Origin of the sequence: Pseudomonas sp. 10S4, assembly GCF_034344865.1 — a bacterium.
Taxonomy (GTDB): domain Bacteria; phylum Pseudomonadota; class Gammaproteobacteria; order Pseudomonadales; family Pseudomonadaceae; genus Aquipseudomonas.
Genome location: NZ_CP133774.1, coordinates 3,394,808 through 3,420,663, shown reverse-complemented (window position 1 = coordinate 3,420,663; position 25,856 = coordinate 3,394,808). Strand labels below are relative to the sequence as shown.

The window sequence follows — 25,856 nt, the reverse complement described above, 5'->3', positions numbered from 1 at the left end:
CCTGACTTTGCACAACACGGCTGCATAAAGAAAGTCGATCGGCTGCAACCCACGACGGGTGAACGGCCCGTACGGAGATTCGCAATGACTCAGATCGCCCGCATCAGCGACACCGGCAATGAACGCCGCCTGCAAGCCGAACGCCTGATCGGCACCGAGGCCTTGCAAGAAGCGCAGGCCTTGCGCTTCAACGTTTTCAGCGGCGAATTCAACGCCAAGCTGAAAGGCGCGGAGCTGGGCCTGGACATGGATGACTATGATGTTCACTGCGCCCACATCGGCGTGCGTGACTTGAACACCGGGCGTCTGGTCGCGACCACCCGTTTGCTCGACCACACCGCCGCCAGCAGCCTGGGCAAGTTTTACAGCGAAGAAGAATTCAGCTTGCACGGGCTGGTTGCGCTCAAAGGCCCGATCCTGGAAATCGGCCGCACCTGCGTCGACCCGGCCTACCGCAACGGCGGCACCATCGCGGTGTTGTGGGGCGAACTGGCCGAAGTCCTCAACCAGGGCGGCTACAGCTATTTGATGGGCTGCGCGAGCATTCCGATGCAGGACGGCGGGATTCAGGCCCACGCAATCATGCAGCGCCTGCGCGAACGTTACCTGTGCACCGAACACCTGCGGGCCGAGCCGAAAAAGCCGCTGCCGACACTGGATATCCCCTCGAACGTGATCGCCGAAATGCCGCCGCTGCTCAAGGCCTACATGCGCCTGGGCGCGAAGATCTGCGGCGAGCCGTGCTGGGACGAAGACTTTCAGGTCGCCGACGTGTTCATCCTGCTCAAGCGCGACGAACTCTGCCCGCGTTACGCCAAACACTTTAAGGCGGCTATGTAATGAGTCGCCTCCGGGTGTACGCGCGAATTGCGCGAGTGCTGGTGGTGGTAGCGCTGGGGTTGACCATGGCCAGTGTGTTCGGGTTGTTCGAGCGCGCAGGGATTGCCCATTCGATGGTCCGTCGCCAGCGCTGGTCGCGGTTTTTCATGGCGCGATTGAGCAACGCCCTGCCCTTTCGCGTGACCGTTCACGGTGAACTGCCCAAGCAACCGATGCTCTGGGTCAGCAACCACGTGTCCTGGACCGACATCCCGTTGCTGGGCATGATCACGCCGCTGTCGTTCCTGTCCAAGGCCGAAGTGCGCACCTGGCCGGTGGCCGGCTGGTTGGCGGCCAAGGCCGGCAGCTTGTTTATCCGCCGCGGTTCGGGCGACAGCCAGTTGATCCGCAAACAGATGACCCGTCACCTGGAGCAAGCGCATCCGCTGCTGATGTTCCCGGAAGGCACCACCACCGATGGCCGTTCGTTGCGCACCTTTCACGGTCGCCTGCTGTCAGCGGCGATTGACGCGCAAGTGGCGATGCAACCGGTGGCGATTCGTTATTTGCGCGACGGGGAAATCGATACGCTGGCGCCGTTTATTGGTGACGATGATTTGCTCTCGCACCTGATGCGTTTGTTTGCCAATGATCGGGGGAGGTGGAAATTCACGTGCTCAAGCCGATCGAGTGCCAGGGCCGCGAACGTGCAGCGCTGGCGTTCGAAGCGCAGCAGGCGGTGCAAAAGGCGTTGTTCGGGGCGATTCCCGAAAAACAGCAAGTGCCGATGCGTCCCGCTATCGCGGCTTGATGCAAATCTCCTGAAGGAACACATATCCCCTGTGGGAGCGGGCTTGCTCGCGAATGCGGTGGTTCAGTCGACATCATCACTGACTGACCCATCGCATTCGCGAGCAAGCCCGCTCCCATATTGGTTTTATGGTGTTGAGTAGTTCTGCGCAAAGTCCTGAAGCTGCGGATAGAACAACCGAAAATCCTCGCTCAACGGCTCATACAACACTCGCAACTCCTGCATCGCCCCGGCCAATTCCTCAGGTTTGCTCAGCCGCCGGGAAATCCCCCGCAGCACCTGCGACAGCACCTCGAAATCCTCATAAGAACCCAACCAGTCATTGGCCACCATGTGCGGCGCGATCTGCGCCAGCCGTTCCGGCAGCTGCGGCTCGCGAGAGAGCACGCGATAGACATCCGAGGTGAACTGCGCCAACGGCTGGTCGGAGTAGAGCGTCCAGTCCCGGGCCAGGCAATGGTCGAAAAACACGTCGACCACGATCCCGGCATAACGCCGGCGGGTGATGGAAAACCGCGACAACGCGATGTCCACCAACGGATGGCGGTCGGTAAACACGTCGATGCTGCGATGCAACTGGATGGCCGCTTCGATCTCCGGGTCAAACTGCCCTTGCAGCCGTCCTTTGACGAAATCGCCATACAGGCTGCCGAGCCATTGACCGGGGCGCTGGCCACCGAGGTGCAGATGTGCGAGATAATTCATGGGCGCAGCTTAGCACCGCGCATTGGTATCGTTACAACCAACATATCGTTATAACCCGATATACCGATTTATGCGTTCGTCAGACCGAAATCATATTGGTATATCGCGATTCAACGATTTAAAGTTCGCCTCATCGCGATATAGCGTTTTACTCATCACGAGCCCCCACCATGACCCTCGACCTCGACGAAATAATAAAAGCCCTGGCACACCCAGTACGCCGAGACATCCTCATCTGGCTGAAAGACCCCAAGGTTCAGTTCCCGGAACAGATCCACAACCACGAGTACGGCATTTGCGCCGGGCAAATCGACCAACGCTGCGGCCTGTCGCAGTCGACCGTGTCCGCACATTTGGCGACGTTGCAACGTGCGGGTCTGATCAGCAGCCAGAAAGCCGGTCAATGGCACTTCTTCAAACGCAACGAGGACGTGATTCAAGCGGCCCTCGACGCCATCGTCAAAGAGCTCAGTGCTCCGACAAGGACTTAACAATGCCCCTCTCGCTACTCATTCTGGCCCTGAGCGCCTTCGGCATCGGCACTCACCGAGTTCGTCATCATGGGCCTCCTGCCCGATGTGGCGGCGGACCTTGGTGTGTCGATTCCCGGCGCCGGCTGGCTGGTGACCGGTTACGCCCTGGGCGTGGCCATCGGTGCGCCGTTCATGGCACTGGCCACCGCCCGGCTCCCGCGCAAGGCCGCCCTGGTAGCGTTGATGGGGATTTTTATTGTCGGCAACCTGCTCTCGGCGCTCTGGCCAGTGACCTACAACGGTGCATGATGTTTGCCCGCGTCGTCGCCGCCCTCTGCCACGGTGCGTTCTTCGGCATTGGCTCGGTGGTGGCGGCAGGACTGGTCCCGGCCAACAAACGCGCGTCGGCGGTGGCGTTGATGTTCACCGGCTTGACCCTGGCCAACGTCCTCGGCGTGCCGCTGGGCACAGCCCTCGGTCAACAATACGGCTGGCGTTCGACGTTCTGGGCGGTGACCGTGATCGGTGTTATTGCACTGATCGGCCTGATCCGTTTCCTGCCGGCCAAGCGCGATGAAGAAAAACTCGATATGCGCGCCGAACTGCGCGCCCTTAAAGGCGCCGGGATTTGGTTGTCGCTGAGCATGACTGCGTTGTTCGCCGCCTCGATGTTCACTCTGTTCACCTACGTCGCCCCGCTGCTTGGCGATGTCACCGGTGTCTCGCCCAAAGGCGTGACCTGGACGCTGCTGCTAATCGGCCTCGGCCTGACGGTCGGCAACATCATCGGCGGCAAACTGGCGGACAAGCGCCTGGCCGCCACGCTGATCGGCGTGTTCGCTTCGATGGCCGTGGTCTCCACCATCCTGACCTGGACGAGCGTCGCGGTTATCCCGACTGAAATCACCCTGTTCCTCTGGGCCACCGCATCGTTTGCCGCCGTCCCTGCGCTGCAAATCAACGTGGTGACCTTCGGCAAAGCGGCACCGAACCTGGTGTCGACCCTGAACATCGGCGCATTCAACGTCGGCAACGCACTCGGTGCCTGGGTCGGCGGCAGCGTCATCGCCCACGGTTTCGGCCTGACCAGCGTGCCCCTCGCGGCAGCCGCACTGGCGGTACTCGCCCTGCTGGTAACCCTGATTACTTTCCGTCAGAGCGGCAATCCCGACCTGGCTCCTGCTACCAACTAACTAACCACTACCTCACGAGGGTTGTATTCATGACGACTATTTTCGATCCGATCAAACTGGGCGACGTCGAGCTGGCCAACCGCATCATCATGGCGCCACTGACCCGCTGCCGCGCCGACGAAGGCCGTGTGCCGAACGCGCTGATGGCCGAGTACTACGTACAACGTGCCTCCGCCGGCCTGATCCTCAGCGAAGCGACGTCGGTCACGCCAATGGGCGTCGGCTACCCGGACACCCCGGGCATCTGGTCCAACGACCAGGTTCGCGGCTGGTCCAACGTGACCAAAGCGATCCACGGCGCGGGCGGCAAGATCTTCCTGCAACTGTGGCACGTGGGCCGGGTTTCCCACCCGTCGTACCTGAACGGCGAAGCACCGGTTGCACCGAGCGCCATCCAGCCTAAGGGTCACGTCAGCCTGGTTCGTCCGTTGTCCGACTACCCAACGCCACGTGCTCTGGAAATCGCCGAAATCGCCGACGTCGTGGACGCTTACCGCGTCGGTGCCGAGAACGCCAAGGCTGCCGGTTTTGACGGCGTGGAAATCCACGGCGCTAACGGTTACCTGCTCGACCAGTTCCTGCAAAGCAGCACCAACCAGCGCACCGACAATTACGGCGGCTCCCTGGAAAACCGTGCGCGCCTATTGCTGGAAGTGACCGACGCAGCAATCGAAGTCTGGGGCGCTGGCCGCGTGGGTGTGCACCTGTCACCACGCGCCGACTCCCATGACATGGGCGACGACAACCTGGCCGAGACGTTCACTTACGTAGCACGTGAGCTGGGCAAACGCGGCATCGCCTTCATTTGCTCCCGCGAGAAAGAAGCTGGCGACAGCCTGGGCCCACAATTGAAAGAAGCCTTCGGCGGCCCGTACATCGCCAACGAGCGTTTCACCAAGGACAGCGCCAATGCCTGGCTCGCGGCTGGCAAGGCTGACGCCGTCGCGTTCGGTGTGCCATTCATTGCCAACCCGGATCTGCCGGCGCGCTTGAAGGCGGATGCGCCGCTGAATGAAGCACGTCCAGAGTTGTTCTATGGCAAGGGGCCAGTGGGCTATATCGACTACCCAACGCTGTAAAAATGTCCATGGGAGCAAGCGCTGCTCCTACAGAAACGCAAAAGCCCCGACTCGAAAGAGCCGGGGCTTTTTGCGTATTGCGTTCAACAGATTGCAGACTGGGGCCGCTTGAGCGGGATTATTCACACGGCCGAAACAAAATCCCTACAAAATACATAGTTCACTACCTATCAACCTGCTACTAGTCCGTATATAAAAGCACTCGACGGAGTCAAGGCGAGCAAAACGGATTTTCTGCTACATGAAGCATTGACACGACTGGATCCAATTACGCATTTTGTTTCATTTGCGCAGGCTGGGGCTCAAACGCAGCATATCCAGCCCTATATCGACCCAGCGCTCGGCCTCGGTGTGCAACTCAAAACTGTCGGGCGCCAGCAACCACTGATACAGGATGCCGTCGATGTAGGCGTGCAGACTGATCGCAGCACGGGCCGTATCGAGATCGTTCGGCAACTGCCCCCGATTCACCGCATTACTCAGGGCCAGGGCAATTCGCACGTTGCAGTCGAGGCTGACCGTCCGGCGCTGCTGGCGCAGGTCACACATTTCATCGGTGAATTCGCACTTATGAAACAGAATCTCGTTGATGCGTCGGGTTTTCGGGTCCAGGGCAACTTGATGAAACAAATGAGTCAGCAATTTGCGCATGCAGCCCAACGGATCGAGCTCGTCCTCGCTCTCACTGGCCTTGGCCATCTCATCCAGCGGCTCATGCAAGGTGTCGAGCATGGCCTGCACCAGATCCGCCTTGTTGCTGAAATGCCAGTAGATGGCCCCGCGAGTAACCCCGGCCAGTGTGGCGATATCCGCCAGCGTCGTGCGCGCCACGCCCCTTTCATAAAAGGCTTTCTCTGCCGCTTCGAGTATCTGGCTTCGGGTTTCTTGAGCTTCCTCTTTGGTACGACGGACCATGGCAGTACAACCTCAGATCAGGATGCTTCAGCGCTGTCTGAATACGCGCTGAGTAAATGTGCAGCGAACTCTCTTGGGGTCCGTCTACGGCCTACAATTCAAACCTTTGAGCGGCATTTGTAACGGTATGGGTACGCGACCTAGGTATTTACAAACAACCATGAACGTAAGTATATTCCTTAGCAAGCTACTTATCCACTCAGCGCCTAATTTTTACCCTTCCACCTTTCGAGTGCGCATTTTGCGCGCCTGACCCGAGGATTTTCATGCAATTCAAGCCAGCTGTTACCGCTCTGGTCACTGCCGTCGCCCTGGCATCACTGCTCAGCGGATGCAAAAAGGAAGAGGCACCTCCTGCCCCTCCCGCCCCTCAGGTCGGCGTCGTCACCCTGCAACCTCAAGCCTTTACCCTGACATCCGAGCTTCCGGGCCGTACGAGTGCGTACCGCATCGCGGAAGTCCGCCCACAGGTCAACGGCATCATTCTCAAGCGCCTGTTCAAAGAAGGCAGCGATGTCAAAGCCGGCCAGCAGCTTTATCAGATCGATCCGTCGGTCTATGAAGCGACGCTGAAAAGCGCCGAAGCCAGCCTGCAACAGACCAAATCGATTTCTGATCGCTACAAGCAACTGGTCAACGAGCAAGCCGTCAGCCGTCAGGAATACGACACCGCTGTAGCCAACCGTTTGCAGTCCGAAGCAACGCTTCAGACCGCCCAGATCAACGTGCGCTACACCAAGGTTTACGCGCCACTGACCGGCCGTATCGGTCGCTCCAACGTGACCGAAGGCGCACTGGTCAGCAATGGCCAGGCCGATGCCATGGCGGTGATTCAGCAACTGGACCCGATTTACGTCGACGTGACCCAGTCTTCGGTGGAGCTGCTTGAGCTGCGTCGCGAACTGGAAAGCGGCCGCCTGCAAAAGGCCGGTGAGAACTCCGCGGCAGTCAAACTGACCATGGAAGACGGCAGCGAGTACAAACAGGACGGTAAGCTGGAATTCTCCGAAGTGTCGGTCGACCAGACCACCGGTTCCGTGACCCTGCGTGCGGTGTTCCCGAACCCTGATCACACCCTGCTGCCAGGCATGTTCGTTCACGCCAAATTACAGTCCGGGGTTAACGCTGCCGCCATCCTTGCGCCGCAACAAGGCGTGACCCGTGACCTCAAAGGCACGCCGACCGCACTGGTCGTCGGCCCGGACAACAAGGTCGAACTGCGTCAGCTCAAGGCCAGCCGCACCGTCGGCAGCCAATGGCTGATCGAAGACGGCCTGAAAGCCGGCGATCGCCTGATCACCGAAGGGCTGCAATTCGTCAAACCGGGTGTTGAAGTGAAACCGACTGAAGCGACCAACGTAACTGCGAAAAACCCGGCCGCCGCACAGACAGCTGACAAGGCTTATAGCGGCAAAGGGGAGTAAACCATGTCGAAATTTTTTATCGACCGTCCGATTTTCGCTTGGGTAATTGCCCTGGTGATCATGTTGGTCGGGGCTCTATCGATCCTCAAGCTACCGATTAACCAGTATCCAAGCATTGCACCACCGGCCATTGCCATTTCCGTGACCTACCCAGGCGCTTCTGCACAAACCGTGCAGGACACCGTGGTGCAGGTCATCGAACAACAGCTCAACGGTATCGATAACCTGCGTTATGTGTCGTCGGAAAGTAACTCCGACGGCAGCATGACCATTACCGCCACCTTCGAGCAGGGCACCAACTCCGATACCGCGCAGGTTCAGGTCCAGAACAAACTGAACCTGGCCACCCCGCTGCTGCCGCAAGAAGTGCAGCAACAGGGTATCCGCGTAACCAAGGCAGTGAAAAACTTCCTGCTGGTGATCGGCGTGGTGTCGCAAGACGGCAGCATGTCCAAGGACGACTTGTCCAACTACATCGTGTCGAACATGCAGGACCCGATCTCGCGGACCGCCGGTGTCGGTGACTTCCAGGTCTTCGGTGCCCAGTACGCGATGCGGATCTGGGTCGACCCGGCCAAGCTGAACAACTTCAACCTGACCCCGGCCGATGTCAGTGCCGCCATTTCGGCACAGAACGTTCAAGTGTCTTCCGGTCAACTCGGTGGCTTGCCAGCACTGCCTGGCCAGCAACTGAACGCCACGATCATCGGCAAGACCCGCCTGCAGACTGCCGAGCAGTTCAAGGCGATTTTGTTGAAGGTCAACAAAGATGGTTCGCAAGTGCGTATCGGTGATGTCGCCGATGTCGGTCTGGGTGGCGAAAACTCCAGCATCGCGGCACAGTTCAACGGCAAGCCGGCTTCCGGTCTGGCGGTGAAACTGGCCAACGGCGCCAACGCCCTCGACACGGCCAAGGCCCTGCGCAAAACCATCGACGACCTGAAGCCGTTCTTCCCGCAAGGGATGGAAGTGGTATTCCCGTACGACACCACGCCAGTAGTCACCGAGTCGATCAAGGGTGTGGTTGAAACCCTGGTCGAAGCGATCGTGCTGGTGTTCCTGGTGATGTTCCTGTTCCTGCAAAACTTCCGCGCCACCATCATCACCACGATGACCGTGCCGGTAGTACTGCTGGGTACCTTCGGGATCCTCGCGGCATTCGGTTTCAGCATCAACACCCTGACCATGTTCGGTATGGTGCTGGCCATCGGCTTGCTGGTGGACGATGCCATTGTCGTGGTGGAAAACGTCGAGCGGGTGATGAGCGAGGAAGGCCTGTCACCCAAGGAGGCCACCAAGAAATCCATGGGGCAGATCCAGGGTGCACTGGTCGGTATCGCTCTGGTGCTGTCGGCGGTACTGCTGCCGATGGCGTTCTTCAGCGGTTCTACCGGTGTGATCTACAAACAGTTCTCCATCACCATCGTCTCGGCCATGGCCTTGTCGGTATTGGTTGCCCTGATCTTCACCCCGGCGCTTTGCGCCACCATGCTCAAGGCGATTCCGAAAGGCGAGCACGGCACACCGAAACGCGGCTTCTTTGGCTGGTTCAACCGCAACTTCGACCGTGGCGTCAAAAGCTACGAGCGCGGTGTCGGCAACATGCTCACGCACAAGGCACCGTATCTGCTGGCCTACTTGATCATCATCGTTGGCATGATCTGGCTGTTCACCCGCATTCCGACTGCGTTCCTTCCGGAAGAAGACCAGGGCGTACTGTTCGCCCAGGTGCAAACCCCGGCCGGTTCCAGCGCCGAACGCACGCAAGTGGTGATCGACGAGATGCGTTCCTACCTGCTGGAGAAAGAGTCCGGTTCGGTGGCTTCGGTGTTTACCGTGAACGGCTTCAACTTCGCCGGTCGCGGGCAGAGCTCCGGCCTGGCGTTCATCATGCTCAAACCGTGGGGCGAGCGTGACGCGAGCAACAGCGTGTTTGCCCTGGCAGGCCGCGCCCAGCAGCACTTCTTTACCTTCCGTGATGCGATGGTGTTCGCCTTCGCACCGCCAGCGGTACTGGAGTTGGGTAACGCCACCGGTTTCGACGTGTTCCTGCAAGACCGCGCCGGTATCGGTCACGACAAACTGATGGCTGCCCGTAACCAGTTCCTGGGTATGGCTGCGCAGAGCAAAGTGTTGTATCAGGTGCGTCCGAACGGCCTGAACGATGAGCCGCAATACCAACTGGAAATCGACGACGAGAAAGCCAGCGCCCTCGGCCTGACCCTCGCTGACATCAACAGCACGTTGTCGATTTCCTTCGGTAGTAGCTACGTCAACGACTTTATCGACCGTGGTCGGGTGAAGAAGGTTTACGTGCAAGGTCAGGCAGGCGCTCGCATGAGCCCTGAAGACCTGAAGAAATGGTACGTGCGCAACAGCGCGGGCACCATGGTGCCGTTCTCCGCGTTCGCCAAAGGTGAGTGGGTGTACGGCTCGCCGAAACTGGCCCGTTACAACGGCGTGGAAGCGATGGAAATCCTCGGTGCCCCGGCGCCGGGCTACTCCACCGGTGAAGCCATGGCCGAAGTCGAAGCCATCGCCAAGAAACTACCGGCCGGTGTCGGCATTTCCTGGACCGGTTTGTCCTACGAGGAGCGGCTGTCCGGCTCGCAAGCGCCAGCGTTGTACGCGCTGTCGCTGCTGATGGTGTTCCTGTGTCTGGCGGCGCTGTATGAGAGCTGGTCGATTCCGATCGCGGTTATGCTCGTGGTGCCACTGGGGATCATCGGTGCATTGATGGCCACCAGCCTGCGCGGTCTGTCCAATGACGTGTACTTCCAGGTGGGCCTGTTGACGACCATCGGTCTGGCATCGAAAAACGCCATTCTGATCGTCGAATTCGCCAAGGACTTGCACGAGCAAGGACGCAGCCTGCGCGAGGCGGCTATTGAAGCCTGCCGGATGCGTCTGCGACCGATCATCATGACCTCGCTGGCCTTCGTTCTGGGTGTGGTTCCGTTGGCGATCTCCACTGGCGCCGGTTCGGGTAGCCAGCATGCGATCGGTACCGGGGTAATTGGCGGTATGATCACGGCCACGATCCTGGCGATCTTCTGGGTCCCACTGTTCTTCGTTACCGTGTCGTCCATTGGCCAGCGCAAGAAAACTGACCAGGATGACGCCATTGAAACTCCTAAAGAGGCTGGCCAATGAGCAAGTCGCTACTCTCCCTAGCCGTCGCCGCTTTCGTGCTTGGCGGCTGCTCGCTGATTCCTGACTATCAGCAGCCTGCAGCTCCGGTGGCAAACCAATACCCGCAAGGCCCGGCGTATTCGCCGGCCCAGGCGCCTAGCCAGGCTGCCGCCGAACAGGGCTGGAAGCAGTTTTTCCATGACCCGGCACTGCAACAGATGATTCAGGTAGCCCTGGAAAACAACCGTGACCTGCGTGTCGCGGCCCTGAACATCGACGCGTTCTCCGCTCAGTACCGCATCCAGCGTGCCGATCTGTACCCGGCCATCTCGGCCAATGGCACCGGCAGCCGTCAGCGGCTCCCGGCGGACGCCTCGACGAGCGGTAAAGCGGGTATCAGCAGCTCGTACTCGGCCACGGTCGGCATCAGCGCCTATGAGCTCGACCTGTTTGGTCGGGTTCGCAGCCTGAGCGAAGAAGCCCTGCAGAAGTACTTCGCCACCGAAGAAGCACGGCGCAGTACCCAGATCAGCCTGGTGGCCAGTGTGGCCAACGCCTACATGACCTGGCAGGCCGACAAGGAACTGCTGAAACTGACCCAGGACACCCTCGGTGCGTTCGAGCAGAGCTACAAGCTCACCGCGCGCAGCAACGAAGTTGGTGTCGCTTCGGCCCTGGACCTGGCGCAGTCGCGTACCTCGGTGGAAAACGCCCGGGCGCAACTGGCCAAGTACACCCGTCAGGTCGCCCAGGATGAAAACAGCCTGGTGCTGCTGCTCGGCACCGGCGTCCCGGCCAATCTGCAAGCCGCCAAGCCACTGTCTGATGACCTGCTGAGCGATGTTCCGCCGGGCTTGCCGTCGGACTTGCTGCAACGTCGTCCGGATATCCTCCAGGCCGAATACAACCTGAAAGCCGCCAACGCCAACATCGGCGCGGCGCGAGCGGCGTTCTTCCCGAGCATCAGCCTGACCGCCAATGCCGGGACCCTGAGCCCGGACCTGTCCGGTCTGTTCAAGGGTGGTTCGGGCACCTGGCTGTTCTCGCCGCAGATCAACCTGCCGATCTTCAACGCCGGCAGCCTGCGCGCCAGCCTGGATTACTCGAAAATCCAGAAAGACATCGGCGTGGCGAACTACGAGAAGTCCATTCAAACGGCCTTCCAGGAAGTCGCCGACGGCCTGGCTGCCCGCCAGACCTACACCGATCAGTTGCAGGCTCAGCGTGATTTCGTTACCGCGAACCAGGACTACTACCGTCTGGCCGAGCGTCGCTACCGCATTGGTGTCGACAGCAACCTGACCTTCCTCGACGCCCAGCGTCAGCTGTTCAGTGCCCAACAGGCGCTGATCACCGACCGTTTGGCGCAGTTGAACAGCGCAGTCAATCTGTACAAGGCGCTGGGTGGTGGCTGGAACGAACAAACGGCGAAGAACGAGCCGTTGAAAGAAGAAGCGCCGAAGTTGAAGTTGTTCTGATAGCGCTTTGAAAAACAAGAAGCCCACCGATTGGTGGGCTTTTTGTTGGCTGCAGGAAAAAGTTGTGTCGACACTCATGACCCCTTCGCGAGCAAGCCCGCTCCCACATTTAACCGTATTCATCCTGGAGGAACTCGGTCGAATGTGGGAGCGGGCTTGCTCGCGAAGAGGCCCTGAACCTCACCCAAAAACCCAAACCATCTTACGTTCGATAATCGCCCAAAACCCGCTTTCCCCAATTGAATCCCTCCGCCCATCCCCCGCACCATTCGCTCCACAAAACCAATAACAACAGGTTCGACACCATGCCCCCGCGCCCTGCCCTGTCCGGCTGATTTCGCCCGTTCTTCCCCCGATTTCGAATCTTGTGTCTGCACCCCCAGGTTGCGGCAGCGCCCCGTTTCACCCCTAACAATTAGAGAGACCCGAGCCCATGAAGCCTTCCACCGCGCAGTACCTGTTTCCCAGCCTCATCGCCGCCACACTGGCCGGCAGCGCCCTGCCCGCCGTGGCCGATGAGTCGGGTTTTGTCGATGGGGCCAAGGTCGACCTGAACCTGCGCAACTTCTTCATCAACCGCAATTTCACCAACCCGACCAAGGCCCAGGGCTTGGCTCAGGAGTGGACGCAAAGTTTTATCCTCGACGCCAAGTCCGGGTTCACTCAGGGCACCGTCGGGTTCGGTATGGACGTGCTGGGGTTGTACTCGGTGAAACTCGATGGCGGCAAAGGCACCGGCGGCACCCAGTTGCTGCCGCTTGATCACGACGGGCGCCCGGCGGACACCTTTGGCCGTACCAACGTGGCGTTCAAGGCCAAGCTGTCCCAGACCGAAGTGAAGGTTGGCGAGTGGATGCCGGTGTTGCCGATTCTGCGTTCGGATGACGGCCGCTCCCTGCCGCAAACCTTCCGTGGCGGGCAGATCACCTCGAAGGAAATCGACGGCCTGACGCTCTACGGCGGCCAGTTCCGCGCCAACAGTCCACGGGACGACAGCAGCATGACCGACATGTCGATGGTCGGAAAAGCCGCGATCACCTCGGACCGTTTCAACTTCCAGGGCGGCGAATACACGTTCAACGACAAGCACACCCAAATCGGCCTGTGGAACGCGGAACTCAAGGACATCTACAGCCAGCAATTCGTAAACCTGACCCATACGCAACCCATCGGCGACTGGACGTTGGGCGCCAACATCGGGTTCTTCTATGGCAAGGACGACGGCAGCGCCCTGGCTGGCGAACTGGACAACAAGACCTGGTCCGGCCTGTTCTCGGCCAGATACGGCGGCAGCACCTTCTACGTCGGCCTGCAAAAACTCACCGGCGACAGCGCCTGGATGCGCGTCAACGGTACCAGCGGCGGAACCCTGGCCAACGACAGTTACAACAACAGCTATGACAACGCCCAAGAGCGATCCTGGCAACTGCGCCACGACTACAACTTCGCCGCTCTGGGCGTGCCGGGCCTGACCCTGATGAACCGCTATATCAGCGGTGACAACGTGCACACCGCCACCACCACCGACGGCAAGGAATGGGGCCGCGAAAGTGAACTGGGCTACACCGTGCAAAGCGGCACGCTCAAGAACCTGAACGTCAAATGGCGCAACTCGAGCTTGCGTCGGGACTTCAACAACAACGAGTTTGATGAGAACCGGTTGATCGTCAGTTACCCGATCAGCCTGCTGTAAACACGGACGAAATGTGGGAGCGAGCTTGCTCGCGAAAGCGGTGTGTCAGGCAACATTGATATCGACTGACACAACGCCTTCGCGGGCAAGCCTCGCTCCTACAGGAAGTCGCATTCCCCTGTAGGAGCGAGCTTGCTCGCGATAGCGTCAGCCCAAACGCTACAAATCCCGAAGATCACTCCCGAGACTCAACCCCCAACTCATCCCAAACCGATTCCGCCAGATGGAACGTCGCATTCGCCGCCGGAATCCCGCAATAAATCGCGCTCTGCATGATCACCTCCTTGATCTCGCCACGGGTCACGCCGTTATTGGCGGCGGCGCGCAGGTGCAACTTGAGCTCTTCGTTGCGATTCATGCCGATCAGCATGGCGATGGTGATCAGGCTGCGGGTGTGGCGCTCCAGGCCCGGGCGGGTCCAGATATCGCCCCAGGCGTGACGGGTGATCATCTCCTGGAACTCCGAGTTGAACTCGGTCAGCGCGTTCAGGCTGCGGTCGACGTGAGCATCGCCGAGGACCGCGCGGCGGACTTTCAAGCCCTCGTCGTAACGTTGTTTCTCGTCCACAAAAAAACCCTCAATGGTTCGACAAAAACGCCAGCACCCGCTCGCTGAACGCGGCGCCGGCCTGGACGTTGGACAGGTGCGCGGCGTAGAACTCGGCGTACTCGGCGCCCTGCACGTGTTCCTGAATAAAGTGCCCACCGGACGGCGGCGTGACCGCGTCTTCGGTACCCGCGATCACCAGCAGCGGCACCTTGATCGAGGACAACTGATCACGAAAATCAGCATCGCGCACGGCGGCGCAATTGGCTGCGTAACCTTCAGGTGAAGTGGCGGCGAGCATGTCGGTGATCTTCTTCGCCGCCGCCGGATTGGCCTCGGAAAAATCAGCCGTAAACCAGCGCGCAATCGACGCATCACGCAACGCGACCATCGCTGCCGGGCCGTCACGCACCACGGTTTCGATTCGCGGGTTCCACACCGACGGGTCGCCGATTTTCGCGGCGGTGTTGCAAACGATCAGTTTGTTCAAACGTTGGCCGGCATTGATCCCCAGCCATTGGCCGATCAAGCCGCCCATGGACAAGCCACAGAAATGCGCACGTTCGATGTGCAACGCATCCAGCAGCGCCAGCACGTCACGGCCCAATTGCTCGATGCTGTAAGGTCCCGGCGTCACCAACGATTGACCATGGCCACGGGTGTCGAAACGTAGCACCCGGAAATGCTCGGTGAACGCTGAAATCTGCGCGTCCCACATGTGCAGGTCGGTGCCCAACGAGTTGGACAACACCAGCACCGGCGCATCGACCGGGCCATCGAGTTGCGGCCCTTGAATTTGGTAGTGCAGTTCGCCCTCGGCGAGTTGTACGAATGCCACAGCAGTCTCCTTCAGGCAGTCAACGCAAAATGTTCAGCCACCGCGCGCTCGACCCAGGTATGGGCCTGGCCGAGGTAGTGGGCAGGGTCCAGCAGTCGATCCAGTTCAGCAGGTGAAAGCTCAGCGGTCACTTGCGGCTCATCGCCGAGGACCGCGCGTAGATGACGCTGTTCGGCCACTGCGCGTTTGCAGCATTGTTCCAGCAGATGGTGCGCGGTATCGCGGCCGACTCGTTGCGCGAGAACGATGCTCACCGCTTCGGCCAGCACCAGACCTTGGGTCAAGTCGAGGTTGCGGGCCATGCGCATCGCGTCCACTTCCAGGCCTTCGGCGACCAGCAGTGCCTGCTGCAAACTGCCGGACACCAGGCAGCAAATCTCCGGCAGGGTTTCCCACTCGGCATGCCACAGGCCGAGGCTGCGCTCGTGTTCTTGCGGCATGGCGCTGAATAAGGTCGAGAGCAAACCCGGCACCCGCGTCGCCGCACCGATCAACACCGCCGCGCCCACCGGGTTGCGTTTGTGCGGCATGGTCGAGGAACCGCCCTTGCCCGGCGCCGAGGGTTCGAAGGCTTCAGCCGCTTCGGTCTGCATCAACAGGCTGATGTCGCGACCGAACTTGCCGAGGCTGCCAGCGATCAAACCGAGCACCGAACCGAACTCCACCAACCGATCTCTCTGGGTGTGCCAGGGTTGCTCCGGCAGCGCCAGTTGCAGCTCTTCGGCCAAGGCTGTGGCAATCGGCATCGCCTGTTCGCCGAGGGCCGCCAGGGTTCCGGAGGCGCCGCCGAATTGCAGCACCAGCAAGCGTGGTTTCAGTTCGCGCAGACGCTGGCGACTACGGGTCACGGCACCGAGCCAACCGGCGATTTTCATCCCGAGGGTGACCGGCGTCGCGTGTTGCAACCAGGTGCGTCCGGCCAGGGTTGTGGCGGCGTAACGTTGAGCCTGGGTCGCGAGGGTTTCCCCCAACTGCGCCAAATCGTTTTCGATCAGCGCCAGTGCACGACGCAGTTGCAACACCAGACCCGAGTCCATCACGTCCTGACTGGTGGCGCCCAAGTGCACGTAACGCTCGGCTTCGGCGTCGTTCGCGGCAATCTGTTTACCCAAGGCCTTGACCAGCGGGATCGCCGAATTGCCGGCCGTGGCAATCGCTTCACCGAGGGCGCCAAAATCGTAATGCCCGGCCTGACAAGCGGCTTCGATTGCGGCGACAGCCGTTTGAGGAATCAACCCGACGCGCGCCTCGGCCCGGGCCAGTGCGGCTTCGAAATCGAGCATGGCCTGAACCCGGCCCTGATCGCAGAACACTTCGCGCATATCGCGGGCAGTGAAATAGGCATCGAACAATTGATTGTTCGGTCGCTGGTTCATAAACAGTCCCTGGAAGCGTGGGCCGGCGCGGCCCACGGATGAAGATCAAAGGTCGTGGTGCAAATACTTCGCTTGTTTGGGCAGGCGCAGGCTGAACAGGAACGCCACCGCCATCATCACCGTGACGTACCAGTAGAAGGAGTTTTCCATACCCCCGGCTTTAAGGCTCAAAGCCACGTATTCGGCAGAGCCGCCGAAGATCGCATTCGCCACGGCGTACGCCAGGCCGACGCCCAGTGCGCGCACTTCCGGCGGGAACATTTCGGCTTTTACCAGGCCACTGATCGAGGTGTAGAAACTGACAATCGCCAGCGCCACGGTAATCAGCACGAAGGCCAGAAATGGACTGCTGACACTTTTCAGACTCAACAGAATAGGCACGGTGAACAATGTTCCAAGGGCGCCGAACCAGAGCATCGAGTTACGTCGACCGATCTTGTCCGCCAGCATCCCGAACAACGGCTGCATGCACATATAAAGGAAGAGCGCGCCGGTCATGATGTAGCTGGCGGTCTTGGCGTGCATGCCGGCGGTATTCACCAGGTATTTCTGCATGTACGTAGTGAAGGTGTAGAAAATCAGCGAGCCACCGGCGGTGTAGCCGAGCACGGTGATGAACGCAGCCGTGTGGTTGCGGAACAGCGCAAGGATGCTGCCGGCGTCCTTGTTTTCGCGCATTTCCTTGCTGCTGGTTTCCTTGAGCGAACGACGCAGGAACAGCGAAATCACCGCCGCCACCGCGCCGACCACAAACGGAATCCGCCAGCCGTAGGCACGCAAATCATCTTCAGTGAGGAACTGCTGCAGGATCACCACCAGCAACACCGCCAGCAACTGCCCGCCAATCAGCGTCACGTACTGGAACGAAGCAAAGAAACCGCGCTGGCCCTTGAGCGCGACTTCGCTCATGTAGGTCGCGGTGGTGCCGTACTCGCCACCCACCGACAACCCCTGAAGCAAACGCGCGAACAGCAGCATGATCGGCGCCCAGACGCCGATGCTGTTGTAAGTCGGCAGACAAGCGATGAGCAATGAGCCGAAGCACATCATCAGCACCGAAATCATCATCGAATTCTTGCGCCCGTGCTTGTCCGCAACACGGCCAAAAATCCAGCCGCCAATGGGCCGCATCAGGAACCCGGCGGCGAACACGCCAGCGGTGTTAACCAGTTGCACCGTGGGGTTGTCGGACGGAAAAAGGCAGGCGCGAAATAGATCGCGCAGAAGGCATAAACGTAAAAGTCGAACCACTCGACCAGGTTGCCGGACGAGGCGCCGACAATCGCGAAGATCCGCTTATTGCGCTCCTCGCCGGTGTAGTGTTCGGTTGAAGCGGTAGTCGTTGTCATTGTTTTTCTACTCAATGGTGACAGTGAGAGTCTAGACATACTTCGCAACAGTCCTGTTCCACAGATGCTTTGGCAACACATATCCCTGTGGGAGCGGGCTTGCTCGCGAAAGCGGTGTATCAGGCAACATTTACATCGACTGACACGCCGCTTTCGCGAGCAAGCCCGCTCCCACAGGGGTTGCGGTGTTCATTCAATAATCGAAGAACACCGTCTCCTCATCTGTCCCCTGCAAAATCACGTTCCACTGATAAACACCCGATGCATCGGCCTTCGCCAGCAACGTACTGCGACGCTCCGCCGGGACACATTCGAGCAGCGGGTCCGCCACGTTGGCCGGCTCGCCATCAAAGTAGATCCGCGTCAGCAAGTGCTTCACCAACCCACGGGCAAACACCAGCACTACCAGATGCGGTGCCTGGGTCGAACCGTTCAAACCTTCAACCGTCCCAGGCTTGATCGTGGTGAAACGAAAGCGCCCTTCGGCATCCACCGGCACCCGGCCAAAACCTTCGAAGTTCGGGTCCAGGGGTTTGTCCTGCTCGTCTTCGGGGTGGTCATACTTGCCGGCGGCGTTGGCCTGCCAGACTTCCAGCATGGCGTCGTTGACGACATCACCGTTGCCATCCACCACTTGCCCGGTGATCGCCACGCGCTGGCCGAGGGTTTGTTCGACGGTCAGGTCTTCGCGGTTCAGCCAGGTCAGGCCGATGTGGTAATACGGCCCGACGGTGTGGGACGTGGTCGCGTTCAGCGTCATCTTATTTCTCCATCGGCGTGGCTTCGCGGCCGCGCAAGACGATGTCCCAACGGTAACCGAGGGCGTAGGAAGGGATGGTTTTTTCCAGGTCGAAACTGGCGATCAAACGTTCTTTGGCGCGGGTATCCGGCACGCAGTTGTAGATCGGGTCATAGGCCAGCAACGGATCGCCCGGGAAATACATCTGAGTCACCAGCCGCGTCAGGATGCTCGGCCCGAACAGTGAGAAATGGATGTGCGCCGGACGCCAGGCGTTATGGTGGTTGCCCCACGGGTAGGCGCCAGGCTTGATGGTCTGGAACTGATACCAGCCATCGGCGTCGGTCACGGTGCGGCCGGTGCCCGTGAAGTTCGGGTCCAGCGGCGCGTCGTGCAGGTCGCGGGCATGGTTGTAGCGGCCGGCGGCGTTGGCCTGCCAGATCTCCACCAGAATCCCCGGCACCGGCAAGCCGTCTTCATCCAGCACGCGGCCGTGGATGATGATGCGCTCGCCCTGTGGTTCGCCCGTGTGCTGTGCAGTCAGGTCATTGTCCTGCGGGTTGATGCGCTCGGCGCCGATGGTCGGGCCGGTAATTTCCGACAGCGAATGGGGCAAAAACACCAACGGCTTCGACGGCGCGCGCCGGTTGGTGGATTGATACGTCGGGTGCAGGTATTCCGGCTGGGTGCCTTCTTGCGGGCGACGGTAACCAGGCTTGTCAGTCATTTCGCTTTCCTCTGTTCTTATAGTCGCGGCGGCGTGTCAGACGCGTTCGATCGCGAGTGCCAGACCTTGGCCGACGCCGACGCACATGGTCGCCAGACCTTTCTTGCCACCGGTCTTTTCCAGGTGATGCAGCGCGGTCAGCACCAAACGTGCACCGCTCATGCCCAACGGATGACCCAAGGCAATGGCGCCGCCGTTCGGGTTGACCTGGGCGGCGTCGTCCGCCAGCCCCAGTTCACGCAGCACCGCCAAGCCCTGGCTGGCAAACGCTTCGTTGAGTTCGATCACGTCGAAATCGCTGACGGCCAAGCCGAGGCGCTCAGTGAGTTTTCGCACCGCCGGCACCGGGCCGATGCCCATGACCCGAGGGGCGACACCGGCGCTCGCCATGCCGAGCACTTTGGCGCGGGCCGTCAGGCCGTGTTTCTTCACGGCGTCGGCCGAAGCCAGAATCAACGCCGCCGCGCCGTCGTTCACACCGGAAGCATTGCCAGCAGTGACGGTTTTGTCGGGGCCGTTGACCGGTTTGAGTTTGGCCAGTGTTTCCAGCGTGGTGTCGGCGCGAGGATGCTCATCCTGCGTGACGACCGTTTCACCCTTCTTGTGGGCAATCCGCACTTCAACGATTTCTTCAGCGAAAAATCCTGCAGCTTGCGCGGCGGCTGTCCGTTGCTGACTGCGCAGGGCGAAAGCGTCCTGGTCCTCGCGGGAAATTTCGTAATCGTCGGCCACATTGTCGGCAGTCTGCGGCATCGCATCGACGCCGTACCGGGCTTTCATCAACGGGTTGATGAAACGCCAGCCGATGGTGGTGTCTTCCAGCTTCATGTTGCGCGAAAACGCCGCATCGGCCTTGCCCATCACGAATGGCGCGCGGGACATCGACTCGACGCCGCCGGCAATCGCCAGCTCCATTTCGCCGCTGGCAATCGCGCGGAACGCGGTGCCGATGGCGTCCATACCCGACGCGCAAAGGCGATTGAGCGTAACGCCCGGAATGCTTTCCGGCAGTCCGGCCAGCAGCAGCGCCATGCGCGCCACGTTGCGGTTGTCTTCGCCGGCCTGGTTGGCGCAGCCGAGGAACACCTCGTCCACCGCGTTCCAGTCCACCGACGGGTTGCGCTCCATCAGCGCCTTGATCGGCACGGCGGCCAGATCGTCGGCGCGAACCGCCGACAAGCCACCGCCGAAGCGGCCGATGGGGGTGCGGATCGCATCGCAGATATAAACGTCGCGCATCAGGCTTCTCCGGGTGCTTGGCCGTGGGCCGCAGCGGTGCGGGCTTCCAGATCCCTCAGCGCCGTCAGCTCGACATCGGTGGGCTCGGCGGTGTTTTCAACCTGTTCGGCGAAGCGAATCGCCCAACCGGTGGCCGCCGTGACTTGCTCGCGGGTCACGCCCGGATGCAGTGCGGTAACCACGAATTCATGAGTCTCGGCTTCCGGTTCCATGATGCACAGGTCGGTAATGATGCCGACCGGCCCGGCGCCCGGCAGGCCGAGACGCTTGCGCGAATCACCGCCCTCGCCATGGCCGACCGAAGTAATGAAGTCGAGCTTTTCCACAAACGAACGCGACGACTGTTTAAGGATGATCAACACGCTTTTGGCCGAGCCAGCAATCTCCGGCGCACCACCGGCACCCGGCAGGCGGACTTTTGGCTGGTGATAATCACCAACGACCGTGGTGTTGATGTTGCCGAAACGGTCGACCTGCGCCGCACCGAGAAAACCGACGTCGATGCGCCCGCCCTGCAACCAGTAGCGAAAAATCTCACCGGTCGGCACAACAGTGTCAGCGGTTTCCGCCAGTTCACCGTCACCAATCGACAGCGGCAACACGCTCGGCTTGGCACCAATCGGACCCGATTCGTAGATCAGGACTACATCAGGTGAGGAAGTCAGCCGCGCCAGATTGGCGGCTTTCGACGGCAGGCCGATGCCGACGAAGCACACCGAACCGTTCTTCAAACGGCGGGCAGCGGCGACGGTCATCATTTCATTGGTGGTGTAAGTCATTACTTGGCCTCCGAAGCAGCGGCCAGCTTGGCCTGGAACTCGCTGAAGTCAGCGCAGCCGTGGATGTACTCGTTGATCCACGCGGTGAAGGTGTCGCGGTCCCGGGCAATCGGGTCCCAGGCCTGATAGAAACGGTTATCACGCTCGTTGTAGCCGTGAGCGTAGGACGGATGCGCACCGCCCGGCACATGGCAAACCGCGCTCAAGGCCCAGGTCGGCAGCACACAGGAGTTCATCGGCGCATTGAGGTCGTCGACAATTTCTTCGACGGTGACGATGCAACGCTTGGCCGCCAGCGCCGCTTCTTTCTGCACGCCGAGAATGCCCCACAGCAGCACGTTGCCCTTGCGGTCAGCCTTTTGCGCGTGAATCACGGTGATGTCCGGACGCACCGAAGGCACCGCCGCCAGCACTTCGCCGGTGAACGGGCAGGTAACAGTCTTGATCAGCGGGTTGACCTTTGGCAGGTCAGAACCGGCGTAGGCCCGCAACACCGCGAACGGCAGGCCGGAGGCGCCAGCGACGTAGGCATTGGCCAGGTCGGCGTGGCTGTGTTCTTCGATTTCCAGTGGGTGCGGCCACTGTTTCTCAACGGCGTCACGCAGACGGTGCAGCGACCCCACACCGGGGTTGCCGCCCCAGGAGAAAATCAGTTTGCGAGCACAACCGGCACCGATCAACTGGTCATAGATCAAGTCAGGCGTCATCCGCACCAGGGTCAGATCTTTCTTGCCCTGGCGAATGATTTCATGACCCCCCGCCGTCGGAATCAGGTGAGTGAAGCCTTCGAGCGCGACGGTATCGCCGTCGTTGACGAATTGCTTCACCGCGTCATGCAGCGAAAGGATTTCAGCCATGGGGCAGGCTCCCGTTTTGTTGTGAACCGACAGTGGAAGAAAAAGGCGCGAGGTTCAGCGCCGAAGTCCCTGAAGATTAAGCCCGCTAAAAATGCCAAACAATCCGATAATCGACTGAGTGTTCGTTTATCGAACAGATTGTAGTCTGGCTATCATTCTGTGTTGCCCCAAAAGATCGCAGCCTTCGGCAGCTCCTACAGTGGAATGTGTACGCCTGTAGGAGCTGCCGAAGGCTGCGATCTTTTCCCACAACACCGCTATCTCAACCTGGAATCAGGTCGCATCCGCATGACTGACCATGCCTTTGATCACTACCGCCGTGGTCGCCAATGCCGCCGGTATCACCAACGCCGTCAGCACCTGCTCGAAGTTCCAGCCCAGGCCCAGCAGGGTCGCGCCCATCCACGCACCGAGGATCGCGCCGAAGCGACCAATCCCGAGCATCCACGACACACCAGTCGCCCGCCCCTGGGTCGGATAAAACCGCGCCGCCAGTGACGGCATCGCCGATTGCGCGCCGTTGACGCACATCCCGGCCACCAGCACCAACGTCGCCAGTAGCGTGATGTGGCCCAGGCTCTGCCCTACCGCGTAGGCAAACACCCCGGCCAACAGGTAGAAAATACCGATGACCTTGTGCGGATTGAACCGGTCCATCGCCCAACCGACACCGACCGCGCTCAACACCCCGCCGAACTGGAACAACGCGCCAATGAACGCCGCCTGCTCCATGCTCGCGCCGCTGTCACGCATCAGCGTCGGCAGCCAACTGGTCAGCAGGTAAACGATCACCAGGCCCATGAAGTAGGTCAGCCACAGCAGCAAGGTGCCGGTGCTGTAGGTACCGGAGAAAATCACCGCAAACACGTTGCGGGCCTTCACGGTTTTCTGTTCCGGCACGCTGAAGCTGGACGCCTGGGCCACCACTGTCGGATCGATGGGTGCCAGGGTTTTGCGCACTTTGTCGGTGCCACGGTTACGGACCACAAGGTAACGCGCCGATTCCGGCAGCCAGAACAGCAAAACCACCGCGAGGATCAGCGGCAGAATCCCACCGATCAGCAACAGGCTGTGCCAGCCGAACGCCGGGATCAGCTTGGCCGAGATGAACCCGCCGCCAGCCATGCCGAGGTTGAAGCCGCAGAACATGCTGGTCACCAGCAGGGACTTTTTGCGCTCCGGGGTGTATTCCGACAACAGCGTGGTGGCATTCGGCATCCCAGCGCCCAAACCCAGGCCGGTCAGGAAACGCAGCACCAGCAATTGATCAACGTTGCTGCTGTAGGCCGAAGCCAGGCTGAAGATGCCGAACAGAAACACCGCGCCTACCAGTACGACTTTTCGCCCGAAGCGGTCAGCCAACGGGCCGGAACCCAGTGCACCGAAGACCATGCCAATCAGCGCGGCACTCATCACCGGGCCGAGGCTGGCGCGGTCGATGCCCCAGTCCTGGGAAAGGGCCGGCGCGATAAAACCCATGGCAGCGGTGTCGAGGCCATCGAGGAAGACAATCAGGAAACACAGGATCACCACCCGCCACTGGTAGCGCGAAATGGGTTGGGCATTGATGAAGGACTGCACGTCGAGGCAGTTTCCTACAGCAGACTGAGGCTGGTTCATTATTTTTATTCCACGCAAAGAACGCAGTCGAACAGGTGCCGGCCGAGGGCTGGCGCTGTCACAAAAAGGAAGGTGTCGGGATCAGGCGACCTGGTTTTGGCAGGAAAACCGGTGGAAGCAGCGACAGTCGGGAAACGTACGCATGGGGGTGGCCTCTTCTCATTATTATTGGGGTCGTCGTCCGGCGGCTGACCGAGGGTCAACAGCGCCGGATGACGCTGCCGCGACATTAATGATCCGAGGGAAAGAGCGTCAATTCGATAAACGCAACTCTGTGCGTTTATCGAACAGCTTAGGCGAAGACTGCTTATGCAAAAAGTTGTGCGCTGAGGTCGCGGCTGGCACTTAGCAAACCGGGCAAGAAGCGCTGCTCCAGTTCGTTGCGACTGACGCGTCCTGCGTGGGTACTGACGTTTAAAGCCGCCACCACCTGGCCGGAAGCGTCGTAAACCGGAACGGCAATCGAGCGCAGGCCTTGTTCCAGTTCCTGATCAACGATGCACCAGCCTTGCTGTCGCACCTCTTGCAGGCATTCAAGCAAGGCTTCGGGGGTGTGCAGGGTTCGGCTGGTCTTGGCCTGAAAATCCGCATGTTCGAGGTATTCGCCCAGCGTCGTGTCGTCCAGCGCGGCGAGCAGAATCCGGCCCATGGACGTGCAATAGGCCGGCAGACGCCCGCCCACCGACAAGTCCACGGAAATCAGCCGCTGGGTGGTCGCCGAGCGAGCGATGTAAAGAATGTCATCGCCTTCCAGCGTCGCCATGTTGCACGCCTCATGGAGTTGCTCGCTCATGCGGTCCAGGTACGGCTGGGCGGACACCGCCAGTGGGGTCGAGGACACGTAGGCATGGCCGAGGGTCAGGACTTTGGGCAGCAGCGAATAGGTGCGACCGTCGGTGGTGGCGTAGCCGAGTTTGATCAGGGTGTGCAGGCAACGTCGCACGGCGGCGCGGGGGATTTCCGTCCGATGGCTGATCTGGGCGATGGTCAGGTGGCGCTTGCGCTCCTGAAAGGCTTGCACCACCGCCAGGCCACGGGCCAGGGAGGTCATAAAGTCGGGGTCGCCGGTCATGGCCTGGATTCGTTTGGCCGGCGAGGCGACGATCGGCGGCGCCACTGAAGCGAAGGAGTTGCGCAGTTGATCGTTCATATCAGGTCCTTTTCCTACACGGATCAGTGGCTATTACAAGCGGCTCCTGGCCAGTACACAAGTCGCCGGCGACAAGATTGGGCGATTATCGAACCATCGACCGATAATCGCAATCGACGGCCGCCACCACCAGGCCCCTCAGTTTCCTATTCAGTAATGCTGTGAAATAAGGTTACTGTTGAGTGATCGCCGACTTAAGGGGCAATGTATGAGACCGAACTTGTCCGAGTTGTTGGCGCCAGAAACAGGTCGCTGAAAGTGGCAATGCGAAACTCTAATGCCCCTTAAAAGTTACGAGTAAAAAAACATCACACACCAGGAACCACTTTTAACTCTCAAGAGATAGTGTTCTTCGAATCGACCGCTATAATGCACATCAGTGGCCCGCCGGTTTCTTACTTGCCGATTGTGCCACCCGGAGCGCGATGTCCCATCGCCGCCGCCCGCAGCAAGCACCTGACGCTTATGTGATAGACACCGCCAACGCGCTCGCTGAAACAGGATACTGAAGCTACGTCAGCTGTTTTCTCTGGTGCCGTGGCCGCCTGCAATATGGAACTGTTGATCACTCTGTCGTTAAAAAGCCGATGCCCTTTCAGGCATTGTCCTTTCAACGAACGTGGTCAATAAATTCGATGCAGCGCGTTTCACCAGAATTTATCTCAACTCAATCAGGTAGCACTGTGACGAAAGACGAACTGCGCGCGGAACTTGAGCGCCAGGAACAACGTTACAAGGAAGTTTACGGCGGGGAAGTCACCACCTACGCCGCCCAGCCCGAACCGGAACGCAAGCCCTGGCGTAAACGCGCCACCGTTCAAGATCAGGCTTTCACCCAAGAACTACAGAAGATGGAAAAGGAACTCAAAGCCGAAGAGCCTTGACCGCTCCGGCTTGAATCCTTCAAGGGTCT

General features: G+C 60.2%; 20 protein-coding genes and 3 pseudogenes. 10 read left to right on the top strand and 13 right to left on the bottom strand.

Annotated features, from left to right (window positions below; all coding sequences use genetic code 11):
- Positions 1-84 precede the first annotated feature (84 nt).
- Both olsB and RHM58_RS15820 read left to right on the top strand, forming a co-directional pair.
- Positions 85-840: an L-ornithine N(alpha)-acyltransferase gene (gene olsB, locus RHM58_RS15825; RefSeq protein ID WP_201201352.1), complete on the top strand. Its 756-nt coding sequence runs from the start codon at positions 85-87 to the stop codon at positions 838-840.
- Positions 840-1,630: pseudogene (locus tag RHM58_RS15820) on the top strand (lysophospholipid acyltransferase family protein). Before olsB ends, RHM58_RS15820 begins: the two are co-directional and overlap by 1 nt.
- 126 nt (positions 1,631-1,756) lie before the next feature.
- Here RHM58_RS15820 and RHM58_RS15815 read toward each other — a convergent pair.
- On the bottom strand, positions 1,757-2,335 hold the full coding sequence (locus RHM58_RS15815; RefSeq protein WP_201255963.1) for an ACP phosphodiesterase: 579 nt from the start codon (positions 2,333-2,335) through the stop codon (positions 1,757-1,759).
- A 170-nt stretch (positions 2,336-2,505) separates the two neighbouring features.
- Between RHM58_RS15815 and RHM58_RS15810 the strand changes: the two genes are divergently transcribed.
- The 3 genes and pseudogenes from RHM58_RS15810 to RHM58_RS15800 all read left to right on the top strand — a co-directional run bounded on the left by RHM58_RS15810 (position 2,506) and on the right by RHM58_RS15800 (position 5,080).
- Positions 2,506-2,826 carry an ArsR/SmtB family transcription factor gene (locus RHM58_RS15810; protein WP_201195345.1) on the top strand — a complete coding sequence of 107 codons (321 nt, stop codon included), beginning with the start codon at positions 2,506-2,508 and terminating at the stop codon, positions 2,824-2,826.
- Positions 2,827-2,828: 2 nt separating this feature from the next.
- Positions 2,829-4,001 (top strand): annotated as a pseudogene (locus RHM58_RS15805) (MFS transporter).
- A 29-nt stretch (positions 4,002-4,030) separates the two neighbouring features.
- Entirely contained in the window at positions 4,031-5,080 is a 1,050-nt protein-coding gene (locus RHM58_RS15800) for an alkene reductase (protein WP_201201342.1), read from the top strand.
- Between the two features lie 282 nt (positions 5,081-5,362).
- On the opposite strand, the gene emhR is transcribed toward RHM58_RS15800, so the two are convergent.
- Complete coding sequence (emhR, locus tag RHM58_RS15795; RefSeq protein WP_201201340.1) at positions 5,363-5,995, bottom strand: efflux system transcriptional repressor EmhR; 633 nt, start codon at positions 5,993-5,995, stop codon at positions 5,363-5,365.
- Positions 5,996-6,261: 266 nt separating this feature from the next.
- Here emhR and emhA point away from each other — a divergent pair, with 266 nt between their 5' ends.
- From emhA to RHM58_RS15775, 4 genes are all read left to right on the top strand, one after another.
- Positions 6,262-7,419 (top strand): efflux RND transporter periplasmic adaptor subunit EmhA, encoded by a 1,158-nt coding sequence (emhA, locus tag RHM58_RS15790; protein ID WP_201201337.1) that lies wholly within the window; start codon positions 6,262-6,264, stop codon positions 7,417-7,419.
- A 3-nt stretch (positions 7,420-7,422) separates the two neighbouring features.
- Positions 7,423-10,572 carry an efflux RND transporter permease subunit EmhB gene (emhB, locus tag RHM58_RS15785; RefSeq protein ID WP_201201336.1) on the top strand — a complete coding sequence of 1,050 codons (3,150 nt, stop codon included), beginning with the start codon at positions 7,423-7,425 and terminating at the stop codon, positions 10,570-10,572.
- Entirely contained in the window at positions 10,569-12,029 is a 1,461-nt protein-coding gene (gene emhC, locus RHM58_RS15780) for an efflux RND transporter outer membrane subunit EmhC (RefSeq protein WP_201201328.1), read from the top strand. The genes emhB and emhC overlap by 4 nt, the downstream gene beginning before the upstream one ends.
- A gap of 433 nt (positions 12,030-12,462) precedes the next feature.
- Positions 12,463-13,722, top strand: a complete 1,260-nt coding sequence (locus RHM58_RS15775) for an OprD family porin (RefSeq protein ID WP_201255962.1) — start codon at positions 12,463-12,465, stop codon at positions 13,720-13,722.
- 175 nt (positions 13,723-13,897) lie between these two features.
- On the opposite strand, the gene pcaC is transcribed toward RHM58_RS15775, so the two are convergent.
- The 11 genes and pseudogenes from pcaC to pcaR all read right to left on the bottom strand — a co-directional run bounded on the left by pcaC (position 13,898) and on the right by pcaR (position 24,943).
- Positions 13,898-14,290, bottom strand: coding sequence for a 4-carboxymuconolactone decarboxylase (pcaC, locus tag RHM58_RS15770; protein ID WP_201195354.1), 393 nt, complete (start codon positions 14,288-14,290; stop codon positions 13,898-13,900).
- A gap of 10 nt (positions 14,291-14,300) precedes the next feature.
- On the bottom strand, positions 14,301-15,107 hold the full coding sequence (pcaD, locus tag RHM58_RS15765; RefSeq protein WP_201201324.1) for a 3-oxoadipate enol-lactonase: 807 nt from the start codon (positions 15,105-15,107) through the stop codon (positions 14,301-14,303).
- 11 nt (positions 15,108-15,118) lie between these two features.
- A complete protein-coding gene (locus RHM58_RS15760) occupies positions 15,119-16,483 on the bottom strand; it encodes a 3-carboxy-cis,cis-muconate cycloisomerase (protein ID WP_201201323.1) in 1,365 nt (454 codons plus the stop codon).
- 45 nt (positions 16,484-16,528) lie between these two features.
- A pseudogene (locus RHM58_RS15755) lies at positions 16,529-17,832 on the bottom strand (MFS family transporter).
- Between the two features lie 193 nt (positions 17,833-18,025).
- Complete coding sequence (pcaG, locus tag RHM58_RS15750; protein WP_201201319.1) at positions 18,026-18,592, bottom strand: protocatechuate 3,4-dioxygenase subunit alpha; 567 nt, start codon at positions 18,590-18,592, stop codon at positions 18,026-18,028.
- Position 18,593: 1 nt separating this feature from the next.
- Positions 18,594-19,298, bottom strand: coding sequence for a protocatechuate 3,4-dioxygenase subunit beta (pcaH, locus tag RHM58_RS15745; protein WP_201201318.1), 705 nt, complete (start codon positions 19,296-19,298; stop codon positions 18,594-18,596).
- A gap of 36 nt (positions 19,299-19,334) precedes the next feature.
- Positions 19,335-20,540 (bottom strand): 3-oxoadipyl-CoA thiolase, encoded by a 1,206-nt coding sequence (gene pcaF / locus RHM58_RS15740; protein WP_201201317.1) that lies wholly within the window; start codon positions 20,538-20,540, stop codon positions 19,335-19,337.
- Entirely contained in the window at positions 20,537-21,316 is a 780-nt protein-coding gene (locus RHM58_RS15735) for a CoA-transferase subunit beta (RefSeq protein WP_201255528.1), read from the bottom strand. Before RHM58_RS15735 ends, pcaF begins: the two co-directional genes overlap by 4 nt.
- Positions 21,316-22,173: a CoA transferase subunit A gene (locus tag RHM58_RS15730; protein ID WP_322270717.1), complete on the bottom strand. Its 858-nt coding sequence runs from the start codon at positions 22,171-22,173 to the stop codon at positions 21,316-21,318. The genes RHM58_RS15735 and RHM58_RS15730 overlap by 1 nt, the downstream gene beginning before the upstream one ends.
- 273 nt (positions 22,174-22,446) lie before the next feature.
- Positions 22,447-23,793, bottom strand: coding sequence for an MFS transporter (locus RHM58_RS15725; protein WP_201201314.1), 1,347 nt, complete (start codon positions 23,791-23,793; stop codon positions 22,447-22,449).
- Positions 23,794-24,100: 307 nt separating this feature from the next.
- The gene (pcaR, locus tag RHM58_RS15720; RefSeq protein ID WP_201201313.1) at positions 24,101-24,943 is read right to left on the bottom strand and encodes a pca regulon transcriptional regulator PcaR; all 843 of its coding nucleotides are present in this window, start codon (positions 24,941-24,943) and stop codon (positions 24,101-24,103) included.
- A gap of 683 nt (positions 24,944-25,626) precedes the next feature.
- Here pcaR and RHM58_RS15715 point away from each other — a divergent pair.
- Positions 25,627-25,827, top strand: coding sequence for a hypothetical protein (locus RHM58_RS15715; RefSeq protein WP_007935837.1), 201 nt, complete (start codon positions 25,627-25,629; stop codon positions 25,825-25,827).
- The last annotated feature ends 29 nt before the right edge of the window (positions 25,828-25,856 follow it).